Source organism: Gilvibacter sp. SZ-19 (assembly GCF_002163875.1).
In the GTDB taxonomy this organism is placed as follows: domain Bacteria; phylum Bacteroidota; class Bacteroidia; order Flavobacteriales; family Flavobacteriaceae; genus Gilvibacter.
Window position 1 is genome coordinate 1,209,765 of sequence record NZ_CP019333.1, and the last position, 22,797, is coordinate 1,232,561.

The window sequence follows — 22,797 nt, forward strand, 5'->3', positions numbered from 1 at the left end:
CTTTTGACAAATTTCCGCGCAACCATCGTGGCAAAAATCCATCCAACTAACTAAACAGGTCGGGAGTGTTTTTAAACCTTTTACAACGATTCTTTAAAGACGCCGATATCATCGAATTGGTTCGCAAAGGCAGCTCTTTTTTTCTAATTAGGGGTTTAGGTCTATTGGCGGGTTATGGCTTCACACTTTTTATCTCTAATACTTATGGGGCGGAAGTCAATGGTTTTATAGCCTTGAGTTTTTCGGTTTTCATAATTGGATCGTTACTGCCTCGTTTTGGGTTTGACATAAACCTAGTGAAGACCTTTGCTTCACATCGATTGGAAGCCGCCAAACACATCTATCTCAAAGTGATTTCTCTGTCTGCCATAGTTTCAATATTGCTTTGCTTAGTTGGAATTCTTTTTCAAGATGTTGTCGCAGATTGGCTCAATATCCAAGAGCCCAAATACGTGGTTTACGGCTTTGTGGCCTTGCCCCTATGGACCATGATACATCTCAACGCAGGAGCGCTTCGTGGGCTTAAGAAAATAAAGCAATTCAGTTTTTTAACCAGTGGAGGACGATTCATATTTGCACTACTAGGTTTGCTGATCTGTTACTACCTTCTCGGTTTTAAAGATCCTTATATGCCCATTATAGCACACACAGCCGGCTTGGGTGTTTTAATGGTCTACTCTTTTTTCAGCTTGTTTAAATCCTTTAGTGGAGTCGCAAGAGCATCCGAAATTAGAACCAAAACCTATTTGATTGAGTCGTATCCGCTTATGTTTTCCTTGGCAACTATATTACTTCTGAGTTGGACTGATACGATCTTTTTAGGGGTTTATAGAACATCTGAAGAAGTTGGTATATACAATGTAGCGTTTACCTTGGCTGCCTTAGTGAGTTTTACCCTGCATGCCTTGAACAGTATTTTGGCTCCAAAAATCGCCTTGAGTTACAAAGAGAAAAACATGTCCGTTTTTGACAAGTTGATCCAAATGACCATAAAGATCAATTTCATCTCCTCGGTAATTATAGTTGCGGGATTAGTATTCTTTAGGGAGTTTATTCTGAGCCTATTCGGAGAGGAATTCACCGTGGGAACAACACTGTTAATGATCCTTTGCATTGGTCAATTCTCAAATTCCTTTTGTGGCCCAGTGGGGGTGGTTTTTCAAATGACTGGGAAGCAAAAAGTATTTCAAAACTTGGTTTTTGTAGCCTTTGTAATCAATTTGGCCTTGAATTTTATACTCATCAAACCCTATGGATTTTACGGAGCGGCCATCAGTAGTATTGCTGGTATGGCATTTTGGAATTTCGCAGGAGCTTATTTGGTTTGGAAATACTTCAAGATAGTCTTAGTTTTTAACCCGCTGAGCTTGTTTAAAAAATGAAAGTAAACGCTTTTGTCATCGGAGTTCAAAAAGCAGGAACAACTTCTATTTACGAATGGTTGATCCAGCACCCTCAGGTATGCGGTGAGATCTTTCTTAAAGATTATCCTTTCTTTATTGAGCCAGACCTTTACAAACAGGGGCCAGGAGTTTTGGAGGGTCGTTTCAACTGCGGATCTGAGCCAATACGTATCAGTGGATGTGTAGATTATATTGAAAACCCTGCGGCCTTAAAGCGTATAGCCGATTACAACCCAAAAGCCAAAGTAGTCTTGTTATTGCGCGAACCTGAATCGCGGATCAGATCAGCCTATAAATTCTTGTCGCAACTTGCCAAGGAAGACTCCGCAGACATAAACGTAGCCCTTGCCAATGACTCAGAATACATGGATCGCAGTCTTTATGCAGACAAAGTGGAGACACTTTACAGAATATTCCCAAAAGAGCAGGTGAAACTGCTCATTTTTGAACGCATGGCCCAAGAACCAGATGCTGTTCTTGATGAAATGTTCGAGTTCTTAAATATCGAAAAGGGACATCCTATTGAGACCTTTGTGGCCAACCCAACAGCCAATGCGCGCTTTAAAGGAGTGAACAAGGTTCTTTTTGACAAGGAAAAAAACAAAGGCTTTAGAGCCCTTGTAAAAGCTTTGGTTCCACCAGCGCTTCGCTTAAAGATCGTTCGGTTTATCAAAGACTCCAACACCAAATCAACAGCGACCAACACTGCCACTGTATTGGATCAAAACTATCTACAACAGTTAGAAGCAGACAAGGAGGCATTAAAAAAATACATCGACTTTGAAGCGTATTGGTAAGAATATTATCGTTCAATTTTTACTGCTAAGTGGCATAGTGCGTTTGCGTCGTTATCTCAAGCAGCGCGACTCCGTGACGATTTTTATTTTTCACGACCCCTCTCCAATCGATTTTAACGCCTTTTTACGCGCTTTAAATGTTCGGTACCGCTTTGTGGGAATGGATGAGGTGATCCGCGCTAAAAAGGCCGGAAAATTGCATGAGCTACCCAAATATGCGGCTGTCATTACTTTTGATGACGGCCATAAGCAAAACTTTGAGCTTGTAAACAGCATTGTGGAGCTTCAAGCCCCGACAACCATTTATGCTTGTAGTGATATTGTCAACACCCAAAGGCATTTTTGGAGCAATTACCCTTTGCCCAAGGCACAAATGGAAGCCATAAAGAATCTGCCAAATGCAGAAATGCTTGAAAAATTGGCGGCTATAGGTTACGATAAGCAGAAAAGCTACCCGGAACGACAAGCCTTGACCTTAGAAGAAATGCAAGAAATGCAGCAAACCGGACTCATTGCCTTTGAATCCCATACCTGTTTCCACCCTATCTTAACCCAATTACGAGCCGAGGAGTCGGCTGCGGAGATTACAGATTCTAAGAAACATCTAGAAAAGCTTTTGGATAAAACCATCAGGGGTTTTGCCTATCCCAACGGAGACTATGGGCAGCGCGAGATAGACTTTGTAAAAAGAGCAGGCTACGAATACGCCGTTACGGTTGAACACGGACAAGTCACCGAGAAATCCGACGATTATAAGCTTCCGCGCATTTGCCTGAATGACTTCGGCTCGGTTTCAGAGAATCTGGTAAAGGCCTCTGGAATCTGGAATTATATTAAATTTTAATCTGAGCTTACTACTTCGAATCTAAAATCATCGAGAAAAACCGCGATGGTGTCTTGTGATTTCTTGTTCCCGTAAAGCCCAAACTTGTAGAAATTCGGCACCGAATTGTACATGTTGGCACCATATACCTTGTTTTCTGAATCGACCGATTCTGGTACAAAGGGTATACCATTTAGCATTGGTTTCGAATACCCTAAGTTATCATCTTGGCTCCAGAAGATTTCATTGGAAAAAGTGTACCAGGTCATGGGACGTAAACTGTCTTTAAAAACAAAAACCCTTTCTTGATCGTAAGAATTCGACTTTAAACCATACCCATACTCGATTGTGATCGGCGCATCTTTCTTTAACCCCAATAGCAAAGCCACTGGCGGACGCGTATTCTCTTTGTAATCTTCCCAGGCTGTCCAGCGCGGGGGTTCGTCGTGCCACTGCTGAACTATAAGCCAATCCTTCGCGCTGCGGTGTTTAAAAAAATCATTAGGGAACATAAACTTAAAGGAATAGCGCACCAATTTTCCGGCCTTGGTGTAAGGTCTAAAAACGTATTCACTGCGTTTAGCTCCTCCAAAATGATCTTTAGGATGTTGTGCCAAGAGCAAGCAACTGTTGGCCTCTTGCTGCGGATCGGTCACTATCTGATAACGCGAAGTGTTAGCTACCTGCTTTCTGATCCACGTCTTCTCGTGAGCGTTGAAGTCATCACTGAAAGCATTAATTGGTTTGGGCATACGCAAATACAAGCCAATTGCAGCAATAGCAAGTAGTGTGATCGCACCATATGTGAGCCTTTTTCTATTCAAATTCAACAGCGTTTAAACGTATTTTCTCCCCTACAAGGCCTTGATATTTTTCCTTGTTGTAGAGCGATAGCTCAAAAGCGGCAACGTTCTGAATTAAGGTGTTAAGCGTAAATTTTACGGTAGGGGTATCGCTGGCTAGTTCGAGATCTATTTTGTCGTATTTCCAGCCTTTTTCTGCATTACGAGCGTTAACCTTCTCCAGATCAGTTGGCTTTGGGATCACCTTCACCAGCAGTTTGTAGTCGTCCATCTTTGAGGTTGCAGCCTCTGTAGGGTTAAAATACAGTTTGAATTCTAATTGTGAGATAGATCTAGAAACTCTTATCGAATCGAGTAAAGTACCCGCTTCTAAATATTTTGAAACCGCCTTTTTAAAGACCACGGTTTCGTTCTCTAATAATTTGAGTTTAAATTGATTGTATTGGGACTTTAAAATTGCGGAGTTTACCTCTGAACTTCGGTCTGGCAAGACGTAATTTTCATTCAGATATTCTGCAAAGAACTTAGAGGTCTTGTAGGCGCCACCAACGTTTAAGTGCGACGGGTCTTTAAAATCTGTAAACTGGAGATCGAGCGCTTGGTAATGATCATTAAGATTCAAATAAGCCACGCCCGCCTGATCGCATAGCTGTTGTACAGTTGCCAAAAAACGCTTGGGCCAAGAGTATTTGGCTCTCAAATCTGGAGAAGAAACCACTAAAACCTCAGCGCCTGAAGCTTTGGCACGACCTATCAGATCTTTGAGGTCTGCCTTGGCCTCATCGGTAAAGAACTCACGTTTAGAATTGGAGTAGGTATTCTTTACTCTGAAATTTATTAAATCCGCATTGTTTAAAGAATCCAAAACCTGATAATGCCCCAAATAACCTTTGTAAAAAATTGGACTAACTTGATCATAAGCCTTTTGACGATTGAGATTCTTAAAATCTTGTTTGTGCCATTTGTCGTGATTTCTTACCGTCGTAGAGTACACCCCAGGTAATTCTGCTGCTTGGTAAATGCGCAAAGCACTTTTGAGCTTGTCTGGATTGATATGGGAAATATGGTCGAACACCCGCAAATGAAACCCTTTGATCTTTTCGTCTGTAGGAACTCCTACCGACGCAGGATAGACCTCTAGCACGATCAATTTGGGTTTGTACTGTTTTGTGGCCTCTTCTAACACCAGGTCGGTAAAAGGAATCCGCAAGGCATCGGAACCAAAATTATAGCTCAAGGTATTGGCTTCTTGGTCTATCACCAGAGGGTTGTAGGCCGTAAAGGCGTGCGACGAACCAAAGATCATTACATCTATAGGCAAACTGTCAAGGCCTTTTTCATAATCGGCCATGGTGTTGTTAAAGTGGTTTTCCGTGGTAAAAACGCGCTCTAAATAGGCCGCGCCGAGAACTAAGCTCAGTAGAAAAATGGAGGCTGATATGAATTTAGACGCTGTCATTGCTCTGAAAGTAATAATTGATCTCCCTTTATAACTAGAGTTTCTCCAATCTTTCCTTTGTATCCATTTATATCATATAGAAAAAAGGTAAGCCTTTCAATATTTCTAATTTCAGAATAAAGAATAACTTCTAATGGCTTGGAAGCATCAGTTATAATACCAGTACCTACATCGAAGTCGCGATCCTTTACTTTACTGTTCTCGTCTAATTCATCCTCATACCCAGCCTGAGGAAACATATGAGCCCCTATTCGATATTTATTATTTGAATTTCCTCGATCCTCAAAATTCATTTTTATGATATAGTTTTTCCTCGGTTTTAGGATCTGTAGATTAGTAATCAATAAGGAGTCAGTGAGCGCAAAACCAATGTCGCAATTATAAACTTCCTTGCCGAAATGCATCTTCTCATAATCCGAAATTCGGGCAATAAAAACATCCTCATTAGACCTATCTGACAAGCTGTAATTCTCATTGATGTACTCGCTTAAATATTGGCTCACCTTTTCACCGCCATTTAGATTCAAGTGCGACGCATCCTTGAAATCATCAAAAGAGATATCTAATTCATCAAACTTCTCATTAGAGGAAAGGTTTAGATAGTTCAATTCATTCTCATCAGCAAATGCACTGAGCTGCGTATACAGGTAATTATTCACTTCTGACGCGCGCAGATCTGGTGCGGTCATTAGCAAAAGCTCAAATCCGTGCACTCGAGACAATTGAACCAATCTTTCGAGCTCATTCAGATATATTGGTTTGAGAAAATTAAAGGTTGTGTCAATCTTCCGTTCCTTAAGTCTAAAACCACTGTATTGGTTTCTAAGTTCGTCAGATAAACGGATTCTTGCTCCAAAATAACCAGAATAATACAGGTTCTTATTAAGATTAATTTGGAATTCTCTGTTTAAATTCAAAAAATCCTTTTCGCTCCATGAAGAGTGATTCCTTAATAATCTTGAATACACCCCTGGGTATTCAGAGAATAAAAAATTCTCTTTTACACGATCGAATTTATTGAGGCTAAAATTACTCACAAAGTCGAGCCCTCTTAATTGAAACCCCTTTGAAACTTCGGTCTCAATTTTAGAAACAGAACCTCTAAAAACCTCAACAACAACCAACTTCGGTTTAGTTGTTTTTAAGGCCTCTTCAAGCATTATGCTTGTGAATTGTAACCGTAAGCCATCTGTGCCTAAATTAAAGCTGATTGATCTTGTATTCTTATCTATCACATAAGGATTGATACTGGCAAACATATGCGAACTGCCTAAAAACAGTATATCCACATTATTCTCATCACTCAATTCGCGGAATCCATTAGCTGTATTAATCAAGTGATGAGGGCTTTCAAAGACTTGTTCTAAATACTTAATTCCCGCCAATAAAGCAGCAGAGAAAATCAAGATTTGAAGGCTCCGTTTCAATTGAATTAGAACTGAAAATAAATAAACTCAGAAACACCGTCTTCTCCGTAAATACCGAAGATCAAGATCGTAAAAATGATGACCACATAAAGTAGTGGCCTGATATAAAAAGGAATCTTATCCAACAGCTTAACTGCATTGAATCTGCGGTGGACTGCATCGAAAATCAACAGTAACACAATCGCTATAAGGCCAGCATAAAATTCAGGCTTTATAAGCCCTAAGTCAAAATAGTTAGTCTCTTTGGACCAATCGAAAATCCCACGGGCAACATAAAGTGCGTCTGCCGTGCTGTTGGCCCTAAAGAATATCCAGGCAAAGGTGGCTATTACAAAAGTGAGTGGAATAAACACAAACGTGCCAACAATGCCCTTGCGACTTAGCTTTAAGCCGTGATTACTCATGGCCTTTTCCAAAACAATGAAGAGCCCGTGAATAGCTCCCCAGATAATAAAAGTAATGGCTGCTCCGTGCCAAAGCCCACTGACCAAAAACACAATGAACAAGTTAGTGTACACGCGCAGTTCTTTCTTGCGGCTACCACCTAAGGGGATGTAGACATAATCTCTAAACCAGGTGGAGAGCGAAATGTGCCAACGCCTCCAGAATTCGGTGATCGATTTGGAAAAATAAGGGGCGTCAAAATTCTTCATTAAATCAAAACCTAGCGTGCGTGCTGCTCCAATTGCAATATCGCTGTAACCAGAGAAGTCGCAGTAGATCTGAAATGCAAAAGCTATAGTGGCCACCACTAATGCGCCTCCGCTATAACTCTCCGGATCATTGTAGACCTGATTCACCAAAATGCCCAAACGATCTGCAATCACCATTTTTTTAAACAAGCCAAAAGCCATCAACAGCAAACCGGTACGCGCATATCTATAATTGAATTTATGGGTCACGAAAAACTGTGGCAACAGGTGTTTTGCACGTTCAATAGGCCCGGCCACCAACTGTGGAAAGAAGGCCACAAAAGAGAAGAAAGCCAATATGTTCCTCGTCGGCTTGATCTTTCCGTAATAAATATCAATGGTATAGCTCAGAGTTTGAAAGGTGTAGAAACTAATCCCGACCGGTAAAATTATGTCTAGGGTTGTCGCTTCGATCTCGCCTCCAAAAAAGCGAAAGCTCTGCACAAAAGAATCGATAAAGAAGTTGGCGTACTTGAAGTAGATCAGCAGTCCTAAGTTAGAGACCAAACTGACCAAGAGCAGGGCTTTTCTTTTGGATTTTTTTACGGTTTCACCCAAGGCTTTGCCGACAAAGAAATCGACAAAGGAGCTAAAAATGATCAGGAATAAAAAGCGCCAATCCCACCAGCCATAGAAGAGATAACTGGCTCCGAGTATCAAGACATTTCTAAGCGTTAATCTTTTAGCGACTATCCAGTACAGCACAAAGAATACTGGAAAGAAAATTGCAAAGTCTAATGAATTGAATAACACGTGCGGTTCTTGTTTTTATAGCATCCCTACGAAATCTAATTTCTGCTTTTTATCTGCAATTTGCAAAGATCGGAATCCTTTATGCCCAACCAAGAAAACGATAATGTCGGCTTGCTTGACAGCATCAGATGCTTCAGTGAGTTCACGCCCATGACCATTTTGCAAATTTGGCTCTACTTGTAATATCTGGTGACCTTCGTCTAAAAGGGTCTCTGTTACATAAAGCGCGGGGGACTCTCTTAGATCGTCAATATCCGGTTTAAAGGCCAAGCCCATACAGGCAATGACTGGTTCGCGTTTATGCTCAATTTTAAAGGCGAGGGCTTTGTTCTTTATTTTCTCAATAACCCACTCGGTCTTGTAATTGTTCACCTCTCGAGACTTGCGAATTATCTTACTCTCCTCTGGAAATTCTGAAACGATAAACCAGGGGTCTACAGCAATACAGTGCCCTCCTACTCCCGTTCCTGGGCGTAAAATATTCACCCTTGGGTGTTTATTTGCCAAAGCGATCATCTCCCAAACATCTATACCAGCTTTATCGCAGATCATAGAGAGTTCATTGGCAAAAGCGATCTGGTTATCTCGAGATGCGTTCTCTACCAACTTAACCATCTCTGCGGTCTTGGCGTTAGTTGGGTGTAGATCCCCTACTACAAAATGTTTGTAAAAGGCAATTGCCTTTTGTGTAGACTGCTCGTCAATTCCACCAATAGCGCGGTCGTTGTGCTTGAGTTCATGCAACACATTTCCCGGCAAAACTCGCTCCGGACAATAGGCCATATAGACATCGCCATTCAGCTCCGGACGTCTGTCGTGGATCAAGGCTCGCATTTTCTCTGTGGTTCCAACTGGAGAAGTAGACTCTAAAATCACTAAAGCGCCCTTTTTAAGCGTCGGAATTATCTTTTCGGTGGCAGCGGTCACAAAACTGAGATCGGGCACGTGATCGTCCTTAAATGGCGTCGGAACGGCAATTAAATAGACATCTGCCTCTTCGGGTTGTGTTGTAGCACGCAAATGACCTTTGTGCACTACATGATGCACCAAACCGTCCAGGTCTGGTTCTACAATATGGATCTGCCCGCGGTTAATAGTGTCTACCACGTGCTGATGTATATCTACGCCTATCACTTCCAAGCCTCTACTGGCAATAAGTGCGGCGGTAGGCAGGCCAATATAGCCCAAGCCCATCATTACTACTTTTGGTTTATGTGCCATGTTGTATTTGGTTCATAAAACTAACAATTCTTTCGCAGGCCTTCCCGTCTCCGTAAGGGTTGTGCAATTGGCTCAACTTCTCGTATTGCTGCGGATCGTCTAGGAGCTTCTGAGTTTCAGCAACGATAAGTTCCACATCGGTGCCAACCAACAATACCGTACCGGCTTCTACAGCCTCTGGGCGTTCGGTTGTGGTGCGAGTTACCAAGACCGGTTTACCTAAACTCGGGGCCTCTTCTTGGATTCCTCCGCTGTCGGTAATGATAATATGCGAACGCTTCATCAGCCAAATAAAGGCAGGATACGCTAACGGATCTACCAAATGAATATTAGAAATACCTTGGAGATACTCATTGACAGGGCCTTTTACGTTCGGATTCAAATGTACCGGATAGATCAGCTCTACATCCGCATTGGCCGAAGCGATCTGACTTAAGGATTTACAAATGGCCTCCAGACCATCACCGTGGTTTTCTCGACGGTGGCCTGTGATCAAGATCAAGCGCTTTTGCGGATCCAACAGCCCTTTAAGCTGTTCTATTTCTGGGTTGGAATAATCGGGTTGTTCCACAATTTCCAAACCTTTGAACAAAGCGTCTATCACCGTATTTCCGGTAATACAAATGGCAGATTCGGCTGTATTTTCTCTTTTTAAGTTTGCTGCGGAGGTTGGTGTAGGCGCAAAATGATAATCTGCTATCTTCCCTGTTAGTGTTCTGTTGAACTCCTCTGGAAAAGGATATTGTCTATTAAAGGTTCTCAGGCCTGCTTCCACATGACATACTTTTGCTCCACTGTAAAAGGCGGCTATTCCTGCAGCCGTAGAGGTGGTTGTGTCGCCATGAACGTAAACGTAATCCGGATTAAATTCTTCCAAAACCGGTTTTAAACTCGTGATTATATCCGCAGTAAGACTGTACAAATTCTGATTGGGACGCATTAGGTTCAGGTCAAAATCTGGGCTTATTGCAAAGAAGTCAAGCACCTGATCTAACATCTCGCGGTGTTGTCCTGTCACGCACACTTTTACCTCCCAATTGGTCTGGTTAAGGGCATGGTGTACCAAGGGAGCCATTTTTATGGCCTCCGGACGGGTTCCAAAAACAATTAAATGACGGCTTTTAGTCATGGTTCATTAGTTGATGCAGACTGGCTTTCCACTCCGGGGGATTCACACCAAAGACCTCTTTGATCTTCTCCTTGCTTAAAACACTGTAGGCCGGGCGCGCTGCAAATGTAGCATAATGCGCCGTTGCCCCAACTTGATTCTCATGCTTTTTTGATAAACCGGAGGCGATAGCCAAGGCAAACTCATACCAAGTAGCCTGACCGGTATTGCTGTAATGATAAGTTCCGTATTGCTTGTGTTTTTCGCTAATTAATGTCCAGATAAACGCTGCCAAATCTAAACCGTTGGTTGGAGTCCCAGTCTGATCTGTGGTTATGGTTAGCGCCTGTCCGTCTTCTAGTTTCTGTCTTATTGCTCTGTAAAAGTTATGTCCATAAGGGCTGTAAAGCCACGAGGTTCTTACAATAAAGTGTTGCGGCAATATTGAACGAATAGCGGATTCACCGGCTTCTTTAGAAGCGCCATAGACATTGATGGGTGCTACGGCCTGATCTTCTCGGTAGGGAACAGTGGCAGTACCCCCAAAAACATAGTCTGTAGAAGGATGTATTAGCGTAGTATTATTTGCAGCACAAGTTTCTGCCAGTTTAGCCACAGCAAAGGCGTTCACTGCGAAGGCAGCATCTCGCTCGGATTCGGCTTTGTCTACCGCGGTGTAAGCTGCTGTATTGATGCAATAATCGAATTGATGCTGCTCAAAGAGCTTCGCTATCTCTTCGGATTTTGTAAGGTCGAGCTGGTCATGATCTGTCCACAGCACTTTAGCAGCCATAGCTTTTGTTACAGTGGCCTGTAAACATTGGCCAAGTTGACCAGAAGCTCCAGTAACAAGTATGCGCTTTGCTGCCATTTTGGAATTAGAAGTTAGTCGGATCGAAATAGGGCAAATTCTGATCTTTCTCAGAAATGATCATATCGTCTTTGGGTAGACGCCAATCTATCCCTAAGGTTGCGTCATCATATCGAATTCCTGAATCTGCTTCACGATTGTAAAAGGCATCGCACTTATAGGCAAATATCGAGCTATCTGATAAGGTAATGAACCCGTGAGCACAGCCTCGTGGGATATAAAGCTGTTGCTTGTTTTCTTGATCCAGAATTGCACTGTAATGCTGTCCAAAACTCGGCGAGTCTTTGCGCAGATCTACCACAACATCTAATACACGGCCTTTGACAACGCGTACCAATTTGGCTTGCTGATGGGGAGCCTTTTGAAAATGCAATCCGCGCAGCACACCCTTAGTAGATTGTGATTGATTGTCTTGCACAAAGGAAGTTTGAATCCCTGTTTGGGCCTGAAATTTCTCTTGGTGAAAGGTTTCGCAGAAATAACCGCGCTCATCCTCATAAACCTCAGGAGTGATCAAAAAACAGTCTTTTATTGGAGTCTTATCAACTTTCATTCTAGTCCAGCTGCATTAGATAATCTCCGTAACCACTTTTTACCAAGGGTTCAGCCAATTTTTGCAATTGTGCCTTATCGATGTATTTCATCTCGTAAGCCGCCTCTTCTATGGCCCCGATCTTAAGGCCTTGTCGCTGTTCAATGACCTCTACAAACTGACTCGCTTGCATAAGCGATTCAAAGGTTCCAGTATCTAACCAAGCGGTTCCTTTGTCCAATACCGCAACTTGTAATTGCCCATCTTGTAGATACACGTTGTTTACATCGGTGATCTCCAATTCTCCGCGCGCACTAGGCTGAATGTTCTTTGCAATTTCTACCACGCGATTATCGTAGAAATAGATTCCGGGAACGGCGTAGTTCGATTTAGGTTTTGCCGGTTTTTCTTCTATGCTTACGGCTTTGCCTGCCGCATCAAAATCGACTACTCCGTATCGCTGCGGATCATTGACGTGATAGGCGTATATAATTCCTCCCTGCGGATCATTATTGGCCTGTAAGAGTTCTTTAAGGCCGCTGCCGTAGAATATGTTGTCACCCAAAATAAGGGCTACTTTGTCATCGCCTATAAACTCTTCGCCAATTATAAACGCTTCTGCCAAACCTTTGGGTTCCGCCTGTGTCGCATAACTGAAAGAACAGCCGAGTTGTTTGCCGTCTCCCAAAAGGGTTTTAAACAAGGGTAGATCTCGTGGGGTTGAAATAATGAGTATCTCTCTAATTCCGGCATACATCAAAGTGCTCAGCGGATAGTAGATCATAGGCTTGTCATAAACCGGCATAAGTTGTTTACTCACCGCTATGGTTAGTGGATGTAAGCGCGTACCGGATCCTCCGGCTAAAATTATCCCTTTCATGCTTCTAGTCGGTTTCTGTTGTTTAAATACCAGTTCAAGGTTTTATCCATCCCCGATTCAAAATGCTCCTGCGCTTGCCAACCTAGCTCTGTGGTGATTTTAGAGGCGTCTATGGCATATCTAAAATCGTGACCTGGTCTGTCGGTCACAAAGCTGATCTGCGATTTGTACGACTGCCCGTCTTCCCGCGGAACTTTTTGATCCAGCAGTTCACAGATGTAATTGGCGATATACAAATTGTTGCGTTCGTTCTTGCCGCCAATGTTGTAAGTTTCACCGAGTCTGCCATTTTCTAAGGCGCGGTGTACGCCACTGCAATGGTCCGCCACATAGAGCCAATCGCGAATGTTTTGACCGTCTCCATAGATCGGGATGTTTTTCCCCGAAATAGCAGAACGAATTATTGTGGGTATAAGTTTTTCACTGTGCTGATGAGGTCCGTAATTGTTAGAACAATTGGTGGTTACCGCTGGGAACCCATAGGTGTGAAAATAGCTGCGCACCAACATATCAGAGGCTGCTTTAGAAGCGCTATACGGACTGTTGGGGGCGTATGGTGTTTGCTCGGTAAACAGGCCTTCTGCCCCTAAGGTCCCGTAAACCTCATCGGTAGAAACATGTAAAAAACGAGCGTTCGCATAGCCCGACTTGAACTTATTGGGTGCATCCATCCAATGCTTGTAAGCAACCTGCAACAAGCGATGTGTGCCTACCACATTGGTCTGCACAAAGGCATCCGGATTAGAAATGGAGTTGTCTACATGAGACTCCGCAGCAAAATGAACTACCCACTCAAAGCTGTATTTTGTAAATAAAGAATCTACCAAGGCCGCATCACAGATATCGCCTTCTACAAAGTGATAATTAGGATTAGATTCGGCAAATTCGAGGTTTCTCAGATCTCCTGCATAGGTGAGCTTGTCTAAGTTGACCACAGTTAGATCTGTAGTCTCGAGCAGCATTTTAATGTAATTCGACCCAATGAATCCCGCGCCACCAGTAACCAGTATAGCTTTACTGTTCTGGGGCATCGGCAATGCGTCTTAAATAAAAGTACAGATAGCGCATATAAGCTAAAAACAAGAATCCGAAGACCAATAGAACTGGCAAAATGACCATTTTCTTGTCTAAGATTCCTTGCTCCTTAGGGTAAACCTCAACACCACCCAATGCCAAAATTGGATCCTTATAGAAAACCAAAGCATCCTGTAGTTCTTGGTTCTCTGTCAGTAGATCGTTTTTGGTCTGTAGAAGGAGGTCAGGACGGGTCTCACGCTCCACATAGAACTGGGCGCTCGGCTCCTTTTGTGTGGCTTCGCGCTTTAGGTATTCGGTCATGAACATTTCAATCTGCTCAATGGTGTGTTTATTTGCTTCTAACTTCTCGTTTATCGTCTTTACTGAAGTGTCCCTGTACTCCCGTAGAATAGGATTGGAATTGATATAATCCATTAGGCGCTGTAAATCTTCGTTTTTGCCTTGGCTGGTCAACGAAACAGCTAAATAGTGGTAGTTGTAATTGGTTGTGAAAGTCTGGTAAAGCTCTTCTTCTTCCATGTTGAATTCCACATAACGCAAGAGCGCATCAAGATTTCTATTGGTATCCTCAAAATCATCTGTTATATCGTGAACATTGATCACGGGAGTAAGCTCTACGCCTCTAATGGTGGGGTTGTTAGGATTCAAACCTAAGATTTCATAGAATTCTGTGTCTCCGGCTTTGAGCTTCTTATCTATGACATTCACGGTGTTGTATAGGTAGTTCCCCATTTCAAAGTTTACCTTCAACAAAATTTTAGCTTTATTTCCTGTAAAACTGTTCTGCTGCAGATAATAACCCAGTCCAAGCCCGACTAGAATCAAAATAAGAATAATGATCCAGCGTCTTAGCGCAAAATCAAAACCTTTAAAAAAGGCTCTCACCCATCCTTTAAAGACCTTTTTGATCTCGCTGAAGAAGAAGAATAAATCTAATTCTTCTGCGGCTTTATTGTTCGACTCACTCATTGTTAGTTAGCTTAATATTTGTTCCAATATTTTTTCTGTGATCAGATAAGTGGGTTTTACTCCCGTTGTTCCTAAACCGCCAGAAGCCAAGGTGCTTCCTGTCTTTAGTGGGTTATCTGATGCGTAATACGCATAATTCACCTTTACTTTCTTGCCTATACTGCCTCTAATTTTAGAAGCAGATTGAATGGCTTTTTGATAATGCGCGCCTTCCATTTCCAAGCCGATCACATTCCAAGTTGATTCGTAAAAGAACTGCAAAATATCTTTATTCTGCAAGGATGTTCCTAAAACTGTGATCATAGCCCCTGTACATACGTTCACATCATCGTCTGCAAACATGGCCTTCTTTAAACGGTTTTTAAAGGGATAATTGTCTGCTGTGCCTTCAAAAATGTGCGCAGAAGGAATCATAATATCGCCCTTATCGCCTTCTAATATCCCCGCTTTACCCATGATGGATACCGACTCTACATTTAAGAAGTGCTTCTTGCCTTGATCACATTGATAAGGTTTTAGAAGCTCGTCCATGGTTTCGTAGGCTTGCTCGCCAAAGGCGTAATCCATAACCACGATTATTGGATGCAGGTTTTCTGCTGAGGTTGCGTCTGTTACAGCAGGAGTGTAGTCTGGATAAGACTCCAGATCAAAGATCTGCACATCGATATTGGTCCCGCTGCTGTCCTTAAGGTAGATCATTCCTTCTTGCTGCGCCTTTTTGTAAACCTTGGCCCTTGAGGTTTTACTTTCTTCTTTGCTGAGGGACTGATAGACCTCTAAGGCAGATTTTTTAGCGAATTCAGCGGGTAATGCACGTTTGGCGTAAAGCGTATTCATTACCGAATGCATATTTGCGCTAATGATATGAATTGGACGCTTGAGCCAATCGCGGCTAAAGAGTTCTTTTTTAATATTATCTGCCCACCTTTCTCCGTGAATGTGATGTCCGAGTCTTTCTCGTAAAACAGGTGAAAAAGTGATTAGGCGCTTGGTTTTATTCAGATGTTCGTCCAAGGCCAATTTACCGAGGTGATAAATGATGCTGATGAATCTATTTGGATTCTCCTTACAGCTAAAACTGCTGTAAATATTGTTCACCTCTTCGAAAGTGCGCCCGAGGATATTCGCAATATGTGTAATGGCGATCTCTTTGTCTACCTGGCTCAATTTTGCATTCTTAGCCACGGCTTCTTCCACCTTTTTCCAATCGCGAATGTATTCGCCCTCATCGTCTATAAGGACGCGCTCCATGATCTTGTGTGATTCGATGTACAAGAAGGTCAAGTGCGTCAAGATGTCGTAGATCTCTGAGCGGCCTCGAGTAACCTCGATATTCATTTGCTCCTTATCTATACGATAACAGTTTCTGCGGCGTTTTGCCGGAACTATAGGTTTAAAGTGCGAGTTAGCATAGCCTTCGTTACTGGTTAAGTTGATATAACTACATTCTTCTATACCATAGGGAAGCCTATCCATAACATACAACAAGCCATTGAGCTCTATCTTCTCATCTGCGATGGAGCCGTAGATCTCCGGCTGTAAGGTCAATAAGGAATCTCGAAGTGTTTCTCCAGAAACGCCCATGGGTTTGTAGAAACCACGGTTAAACAAGTGGCGCATGGTGATGTACATGCGTTCTATAGCCGCGGTACTTTCTTGGGCTCTTGTACGTTCTAGCGTTGGGTTAACTGCCATACCGATTTTGGGCCAAAGATACAGAAATTAGCCTTGCAGCCTCAATAAGGCGTCTGCTATTTTACGGTCATTCGATAGGCGAGGGATCTTATTCTGACCTCCCAATTTCCCTTCATGCTTCATATGAGCATTAAAACTGCCCGGTTTTAAGGGAGTAATAACCAAGGTTCGTAGGATAGAACCTTCTAAAAGATCCGCATAATAGGTGTTCTGTGCTTGTAGTTCTTGGTCCAGGCAGTGTGCAACGGCATTTAGATCCTCTGGCAATGCTTCTGCCTCTACCAACCACTCGTGATATGGCAGACCAGAGTCTGGATTGATCTGTGGGGCAACGGTAAACTCGTTGATCTTAAGGTCAAAAGTATCTATGGCCACCTTCATGGCCTGTTCCACCTCTTTGCCAATAACATGTTCGCCAAAGGCCGAAATAAAGTGTTTGATACGCCCAGAAACTATGACGCGATAAGGTTTTAGGCTGGTGAATTGTACCGTATCGCCTAAATTATAACCCCAAAGGCCGGCGGTAGTAGAGATGATCATCACATAGTTCACTCCCAATTCAACTTCCCACACGGGAATCCGTTTGGGGTTGTCTTCGAAGAACTCCTCCGCTTTAATAAACTCGTAGAATATCCCAGCATTTAACAGTAGCAGCATTCCCTGCTGATCTTGGCTGTCCTGATAGGCAAAAAACCCTTCCGAAGCCGGATACAGCTCTATACTGTGCACTTTTCTGCCAATAAGTTCTTCAAAACGCGCCTTGTATGGCGCAAAATTCACTCCGCCGTAAATAAAGAGCTTGAAATTCGGGAAGAGCTCGCCTACTGGCTTTCCACCTTTAGCGATTAAACGTTCAAAATACATCTGCACCCAAGATGGAATACCGCTAATAACGCGCATATCTTCGGGTAGGGTTTCCGCAACTATGGCATCGACCTTGGTTTCCCAGTCGTCTATGCAATTGGTCTCCCAGCTTGGCATGCGGTTCTTTTGTAAATAAGAGGGCACATAATGGGCTACTATCCCCGAAAGTCGTCCCGTTTGTATACCGTTCTTGGTTGCCATTTCTGGGCTGCCCTGCAAGAAGATCATTTTACCATCCACAAAGTCTGCTTTTCCGGTCTCTGCGATATAACAAAGAATGGCGTTTCTTGCAGCCTTAATGTGCTCGGGCATAGAGACTTTGGTGATCGGAATATATTTTGCTCCGGAGGTGGTACCAGAGGTCTTGGCAAAATAGAGCGGCTTTCCGGGCCAGAGTACATCCGCCTCACCGGCCACCACTCGATCAACATAAGTTCGCAGGGCTTCGTAGTCTCTAACGGGTACCTTGGCAGCAAATTCGCGGTGATCCTGTATGTTCTCAAAATCATGATCGCGTCCAAAAGCTGTTCCCTTGGCCGATTCCAATAGGTTTTTCAAAACCTTCATTTGGTATTGCCTTGGTGCCGCAGACCATCGGTTTATGTCTCGTTTTACCTTTTTGGCAAGTAATTTTGCTGCAAATGATTTTAACGACATAGGGCCTTAGTCAAAGTCTATGAATTGAGAAGGATCAATGGGGTATCCATCACTCCAAAGTTCAAAATGTAAATGCGGTCCTGTAGAGAGTTCTCCAGTATTACCCACTATTCCAATTACTTCACCAGAACTCACCAGGTCTCCCTGCTGCTTACTCAAAGAGGAGTTGTGCTTATAGGCGGAGATCAAATTGTTCCCGTGATCGATTATCATTACATAACCTGTATCTGTTGTCCAACTGGCAAAGATCACCGTGCCGTCTGCAACTGCCTTAACGGGGGCATCTTTGGCGGCAACGATATCTACAGCAAAGTGCTTGGCATTAGGGTCATAAGCATCTGTAAGGGTTCCGTTCACTGGAGGGAAGAGCACAAAGTTCTTTTTGTTATCTGCCTCAAAAATGTTGTACTTGTCTTCTTGTTCTACTTGATCGCGCAGCAGTGAATCTGCCTTAGAAGCGTGTAAGTTCACCTCAGAGAGATCTACCTTGGCTGCCTCAATAATAGAATCCCTATTAAAATCCACCGAAGTTACATCGCCACTCAACACCCGTCTTATCGAAGCAATGTACTGCTCGTTCATGGCAACTACCTGTTGCAAGGAGTCTGTGGTATAGGCCAAAGAGGTGGCCTTGTTCTTTAAGGCTGTAGACGAATAGCCCGGAATGTACTCTCGCAAGGGTGTGAATGCGATGATCAAAGTGGTGATCCCTATGAGAAAAACCGCAAACAAAGTAGAGAATACAAAAACGTTTAGTCGATTCAGTTTAAAAGAGAATCGTTCTTCAAAGGTGTCGTCGTTGAGCACTACCAGTCGGTATTTGTACAACAACTTGCGCGAAATTCGCTGTCTTCTTGATTCTTTCTTGTTCATAAATCGGACCCTTACCGACAAAGATAATTAAACAGTGCTACCCGGTGCTAAAGTTGGTATAAAAACGTTTTTTCTGACGAATTCTTGTTACATTTGTTCAATAATACAAAGACTATGAACGCACTTTTCATTCCAATGGCAATCGGTTGGCCTCAAATAGTTTTGATCGCAGTAGTGGTATTGCTGCTTTTTGGTGGCCGTAAGATCCCAGAACTCATGCGTGGATTAGGAAGCGGAATCAAAGAATTCAAAGACGCCTCTAAAGAGGACGATTCCAATAAAAAGATAGAAGAATAATCCCGAGAAGATATATAGAAAAGCCGCTTTGAAAGCGGCTTTTTTTATGACTTGTCGGCAAACTTCAGCGACTTTAATATCGCTTCTAGTTCAAACTGGTAATCTCGCTTGTCTATAGAAGGAGCAAAGGTGAATCCTTCAACGATCAGATAACGATTGTTGGCCTCGTCTCTAATGGCGTAGTTCACAAAAGGTCCGGCCATCCACTTATCACGCACTTCCCAAGTACCCTTGGTCTCGTAAGCGAACCGGCCATCGATCTCAGCTTCAAAGATAAAAGGAGCGTAGGCCTCCTCGGTAATAAAACGTCCGCCTTCATCTACAGTAACATTATCGCCACCAATGGAATCGCGGAGTTTAATAATGTCATTAATTACCTCTCCCTGCGGATCTATAGCGTCCAAGCCTACTTCGTAAACAATGATATTCATGCTGCCGGTTCGAATGTCCTTGCGGATCCAAAAGAAATTGTCTTCTTGTTTGGCCAAGCGGTAAGCCGTAGGGATTAGCATATTGACCCCCATCTTTTCTTGCAATGGGGCCGTGTTCATTAACGATTTATTGATTCTTCGCTGTTTTTCCGTGATCTCCGTTGCCTTTATAGCAGCAATGATATCTCCCGATTTTTCATTGAGTTGGGCGATTAGCGCATCCTTATCTGGAGCTCCAACAAAAACACCTAGTTGGGGTTTGGCATAAGGGTTCTTGGCGTAGCGCACATAAGTGCTGTCAGATTGTGTGAACTGCACAAAGGTACGGTTGTACTTGGCAAAACCAGAGAAAGCAGATGGTGGGATCTGATTCATGTTGAACATCGGTTCGTCTTGTGGAAGTCCGTCTACAGGCGCGGCAAATACCGAACGCACTGCTTCCCCTACTCGGCCCTCCCAAAGCTCATTAGACATCACGATCTGCAGGTTGTTGATATTTCCGTTAGATTCCGCATAGATGCGAGCTGATTCCTTATCTGAATTTGTGCAAGAGGCTAAAACCAACAGCCCCACTAATGCTAAAAAGTATCGTATTCTCATTGTTTGATTTTTTTACCCCTTGGAGACTTTAAGCTTCATTCCGGGTTTTAATGCAGTACCGCTAATATCGTTCCAAGATTTGATGTTTTCCACGCTAACTCCAGGAAATTTTTGCGCTATGCTCCAGAGCGAGTCTCCTTGCTTTACGGTGTAAACCTTTGCGCCTTGACTATTGGTCTGTGTAGTGGTAGTCGACGAAGCCCTTGATCTGCCTGGGTTTCTGGGGTAAATGGTTAGTCTTTGCCCAACCCTTAAATTGTCTCCTCTAAGGTTGTTCCAGCGCCTTATTTGCGAAACACGAACCCCGTATTTTTTTGCAATTTTTCCTAAATAATCCCCGCTTCGGACGCGATATCTGATCTTGGCATCTTGTGCTACAAATTGGGGCAATGGTTTTTCTCGTTGTGCGATCTCTTGAGTTGCTAGGCCGTAAATAGCGTCTTCGTTCGCAACAAATGGACCCACCGCTTGAACAGGCAATCGCAAGACATAGTTTTCATCCTTTACCACTGGAATAATGCCTAAGAAATAGCTCGGATTTAGGAACTGCAATTGTTCCACGGGAACATTGGTGTATCGAGATACTTGTTCCAAAGTAATGAGCTGCTTTACCTTGATAGTGTCTGTGGCAATATAGGGTGTACTTGGCAAGGTTGGTTTAAACCCGTGCTCTTCGGCATATTCAAACAGATACATTGTAGCTAAAAAGCTCGGCAGATAACCTGCGGTTTCTCGCGGCAAATTATTTCTGATATTCCAATAATTGGTATAGCCACCTGATCTGCGGATGGCCTTAGAAACATTACCAGGGCCGGAATTATACGCTGCAAGTGCCAAGTCCCAATCTTCAAAGGAATTGTAAAGACTCTTCAAATATTTACAAGCCGCTTCTGTGGCCATTAAAGGATCCGAGCGTTCGTCTACATAGGAACTCACATCCAAACCGTAAATCTTGCCGGTTGTGAACATGAACTGCCACAAGCCAGTAGCTCCTACACGTGACTTTGCAGTAGGGTCTAAGGCAGATTCTACTATGGCGAGATACTTGAGTTCTAGCGGGATTTCATGGCGATTAAGCGCCTCCTCGAACATGGGGAAGTAATAATTGCTGCGCGCCATAAGCTTGCCCATAGATCTGCGTCTGTTCTTTAAATAGTATTTGATGACGCTTTCTAGCTGCGGATTGTATTCTACATTGAACGGCGTTTTGGCGTCTATGGCCTTTAGGCGTTCTTTAAGCAATTCTGTGGGAAGCTCTTCGTATTCGACAGGTTCGTAGTCGAGGTCGGTAATGGTGGTATAAAGCTCTTCGTAAAGCGTGTTGTTAGAAAGTTCGCTCAACCATAAGCTGTCCATTTTACTGGCTAAAGGGTCGTCCTTTAGGTCAAAAATAACAGAGTCTTTTGTCACCGTGGCGAATTCCACGCTGCTAAAATCTCCCTGATTCACGGCAGTTACCAGGGTGTCTACTACTTGAATGGTGTCTCTTGGCAACTGGCCTTGAACACCGCTATTCTCTTGTGCGCTCAGTCTTGCATCCGCGCCCAAAATCAGCAACAAAAAAGATAGAATAAGGGCTCTCATATCATCGTGCAAAATAAGTATTCGCGCTGGCAAACACAATTGTTTAACGTTTCTTTGCCGCCCTATAATATAAAACCCGCCTAATTGGCGGGTTTTTGATCGGTTCTTGTGTTTATCTGATGATCAGTTTCCGTGTGGCTGAACTGCTGTCAGAGACTACCTGAAGTAAATACATCCCAGACGGTAAGTTGGCACTTAGCGCTTTAGGGCCTGCACTTCCAGACAGATCAAAAGAAGCAACCTGCTTTCCAGTAATATCATAGATTATTGCCGACTGCAACTGCTCGCGTCCTTGATAATCCAGTGTAAATTCTCCCTGAGATGGATTTGGGCTTATGGTCAAGCCATTTTCAAGATCGAATTCATCTACATTGAGGCCATCGTCAACAATAAAAGACATATTATCTATCATGGTCTTGCCCGGACCCGTACCCGGTTCAGGAATTATTGCCGTAACTCTTATCCGCGCATCCATGCCCTCTACACCAGAGAGTAATCCGCTAACATCAATGGACTCCGAATAATTAACACTCAATAGACCGGAACCAATAAAGCTGTCTGTCCAGATATTAGATAAGGGTGTGCCATCCATTCTGTAAACGTCAATACGCAATTCACGAGGTGCGGTAATTGGGCTTCCTAAACTAAAATCGAACTCCGCAGTAAAATCAAATGAAAAAGTTGCAGCCACAATGGTGCTCGGAATACTTACAACCTGCTCTAATATCCATTCGGTATTGTCAATATTAGAGTCGAAAGAGGTAAATGCCGCAAAAGCTCCGTCCGAGGGCAATATGTCTGTAAGACAACAACAAAGATCTACGGAATCTGACTGTATCCGCCAATTTTCATTACAGGTGAATGGGCCTGCGTCTACGCCATTAACAGCATCGATGGTCCAGGGAGCTGCGGTCCCGTCCTCAAAACTGCCATTGCTTAATAATTCAACTTGCGCTGTTGAAAGGTTTACAGCTGCCATTGCAGCCAAGAGAAGTAGTGCTTTTTTCATAGTATCTCAAG

21 protein-coding genes are annotated in these 22,797 nt (G+C 43.2%); 4 read left to right on the forward strand and 17 right to left on the reverse strand.

All coding sequences use genetic code 11. From position 1 onward, the window contains the following. The first annotated feature begins 65 nt into the window (after window positions 1–65). Genes BTO09_RS05530 through BTO09_RS05540 form a run of 3 tightly spaced genes read left to right on the forward strand, consistent with a single transcriptional unit; the run spans window position 66 to window position 3,044 of the window. Window positions 66–1,382 (forward strand): MATE family efflux transporter, encoded by a 1,317-nt coding sequence (locus BTO09_RS05530; protein ID WP_087523820.1) that lies wholly within the window; start codon window positions 66–68, stop codon window positions 1,380–1,382. Next, complete coding sequence (locus BTO09_RS05535; RefSeq protein ID WP_087523821.1) at window positions 1,379–2,200, forward strand: sulfotransferase; 822 nt, start codon at window positions 1,379–1,381, stop codon at window positions 2,198–2,200. The genes BTO09_RS05530 and BTO09_RS05535 overlap by 4 nt, the downstream gene beginning before the upstream one ends. Then, window positions 2,184–3,044: a polysaccharide deacetylase family protein gene (locus tag BTO09_RS05540; RefSeq protein WP_087523822.1), complete on the forward strand. Its 861-nt coding sequence runs from the start codon at window positions 2,184–2,186 to the stop codon at window positions 3,042–3,044. The genes BTO09_RS05535 and BTO09_RS05540 overlap by 17 nt, the downstream gene beginning before the upstream one ends. Here the strand turns inward: BTO09_RS05540 and BTO09_RS05545 are convergent. Genes BTO09_RS05545 through BTO09_RS05610 form a run of 14 tightly spaced genes read right to left on the reverse strand, consistent with a single transcriptional unit; the run spans window position 3,041 to window position 18,865 of the window. Next, on the reverse strand, window positions 3,041–3,847 hold the full coding sequence (locus BTO09_RS05545) for a heparin lyase I family protein (protein WP_157663433.1): 807 nt from the start codon (window positions 3,845–3,847) through the stop codon (window positions 3,041–3,043). The genes BTO09_RS05540 and BTO09_RS05545 overlap by 4 nt on opposite strands. Then, window positions 3,840–5,285 (reverse strand): hypothetical protein, encoded by a 1,446-nt coding sequence (locus BTO09_RS05550; protein ID WP_087523824.1) that lies wholly within the window; start codon window positions 5,283–5,285, stop codon window positions 3,840–3,842. Before BTO09_RS05550 ends, BTO09_RS05545 begins: the two co-directional genes overlap by 8 nt. After that, window positions 5,282–6,691, reverse strand: a complete 1,410-nt coding sequence (locus BTO09_RS05555) for a hypothetical protein (RefSeq protein WP_157663434.1) — start codon at window positions 6,689–6,691, stop codon at window positions 5,282–5,284. Before BTO09_RS05555 ends, BTO09_RS05550 begins: the two co-directional genes overlap by 4 nt. 26 nt (window positions 6,692–6,717) lie before the next feature. Further along, the gene (locus BTO09_RS05560; protein WP_087523826.1) at window positions 6,718–8,157 is read right to left on the reverse strand and encodes an MBOAT family protein; all 1,440 of its coding nucleotides are present in this window, start codon (window positions 8,155–8,157) and stop codon (window positions 6,718–6,720) included. A gap of 15 nt (window positions 8,158–8,172) precedes the next feature. Continuing rightward, entirely contained in the window at window positions 8,173–9,378 is a 1,206-nt protein-coding gene (wecC, locus tag BTO09_RS05565; RefSeq protein ID WP_232454998.1) for a UDP-N-acetyl-D-mannosamine dehydrogenase, read from the reverse strand. After that, the gene (gene wecB / locus BTO09_RS05570; RefSeq protein WP_087523827.1) at window positions 9,368–10,507 is read right to left on the reverse strand and encodes a non-hydrolyzing UDP-N-acetylglucosamine 2-epimerase; all 1,140 of its coding nucleotides are present in this window, start codon (window positions 10,505–10,507) and stop codon (window positions 9,368–9,370) included. The genes wecC and wecB overlap by 11 nt, the downstream gene beginning before the upstream one ends. After that, on the reverse strand, window positions 10,500–11,357 hold the full coding sequence (gene rfbD / locus BTO09_RS05575) for a dTDP-4-dehydrorhamnose reductase (RefSeq protein WP_087523828.1): 858 nt from the start codon (window positions 11,355–11,357) through the stop codon (window positions 10,500–10,502). The genes wecB and rfbD overlap by 8 nt, the downstream gene beginning before the upstream one ends. Before the next feature lie 7 nt (window positions 11,358–11,364). Further along, window positions 11,365–11,910, reverse strand: a complete 546-nt coding sequence (gene rfbC / locus BTO09_RS05580) for a dTDP-4-dehydrorhamnose 3,5-epimerase (RefSeq protein WP_087523829.1) — start codon at window positions 11,908–11,910, stop codon at window positions 11,365–11,367. 1 nt (window position 11,911) lies between these two features. Next, on the reverse strand, window positions 11,912–12,769 hold the full coding sequence (gene rfbA, locus BTO09_RS05585) for a glucose-1-phosphate thymidylyltransferase RfbA (protein ID WP_087523830.1): 858 nt from the start codon (window positions 12,767–12,769) through the stop codon (window positions 11,912–11,914). Next, on the reverse strand, window positions 12,766–13,800 hold the full coding sequence (gene rfbB, locus BTO09_RS05590) for a dTDP-glucose 4,6-dehydratase (protein WP_087523831.1): 1,035 nt from the start codon (window positions 13,798–13,800) through the stop codon (window positions 12,766–12,768). The genes rfbA and rfbB overlap by 4 nt, the downstream gene beginning before the upstream one ends. Further along, window positions 13,784–14,776 carry a hypothetical protein gene (locus BTO09_RS05595; protein WP_087523832.1) on the reverse strand — a complete coding sequence of 331 codons (993 nt, stop codon included), beginning with the start codon at window positions 14,774–14,776 and terminating at the stop codon, window positions 13,784–13,786. Before BTO09_RS05595 ends, rfbB begins: the two co-directional genes overlap by 17 nt. Window positions 14,777–14,782: 6 nt before the next feature. Continuing rightward, the gene (locus BTO09_RS05600) at window positions 14,783–16,471 is read right to left on the reverse strand and encodes a hypothetical protein (protein ID WP_087523833.1); all 1,689 of its coding nucleotides are present in this window, start codon (window positions 16,469–16,471) and stop codon (window positions 14,783–14,785) included. A gap of 27 nt (window positions 16,472–16,498) precedes the next feature. Next, window positions 16,499–17,992, reverse strand: a complete 1,494-nt coding sequence (locus BTO09_RS05605; protein WP_087523834.1) for a GH3 auxin-responsive promoter family protein — start codon at window positions 17,990–17,992, stop codon at window positions 16,499–16,501. A gap of 6 nt (window positions 17,993–17,998) precedes the next feature. Then, window positions 17,999–18,865 (reverse strand): M23 family metallopeptidase, encoded by an 867-nt coding sequence (locus tag BTO09_RS05610; protein WP_087523835.1) that lies wholly within the window; start codon window positions 18,863–18,865, stop codon window positions 17,999–18,001. A gap of 114 nt (window positions 18,866–18,979) precedes the next feature. On the opposite strand from BTO09_RS05610, the gene tatA reads away from it, so the two are divergent. Further along, entirely contained in the window at window positions 18,980–19,162 is a 183-nt protein-coding gene (tatA, locus tag BTO09_RS05615; protein ID WP_087523836.1) for a twin-arginine translocase TatA/TatE family subunit, read from the forward strand. Window positions 19,163–19,206: 44 nt separating this feature from the next. On the opposite strand, the gene BTO09_RS05620 is transcribed toward tatA, so the two are convergent. The 3 genes from BTO09_RS05620 to BTO09_RS05630 all read right to left on the reverse strand — a co-directional run bounded on the left by BTO09_RS05620 (window position 19,207) and on the right by BTO09_RS05630 (window position 22,786). After that, window positions 19,207–20,193, reverse strand: a complete 987-nt coding sequence (locus BTO09_RS05620; RefSeq protein ID WP_087523837.1) for a DUF4837 family protein — start codon at window positions 20,191–20,193, stop codon at window positions 19,207–19,209. 12 nt (window positions 20,194–20,205) lie between these two features. Then, a complete protein-coding gene (locus BTO09_RS05625; protein ID WP_087523838.1) occupies window positions 20,206–21,777 on the reverse strand; it encodes a LysM peptidoglycan-binding domain-containing protein in 1,572 nt (523 codons plus the stop codon). 112 nt (window positions 21,778–21,889) lie between these two features. Next, a complete protein-coding gene (locus tag BTO09_RS05630; RefSeq protein WP_087523839.1) occupies window positions 21,890–22,786 on the reverse strand; it encodes a T9SS type A sorting domain-containing protein in 897 nt (298 codons plus the stop codon). Window positions 22,787–22,797: the final 11 nt, after the last annotated feature.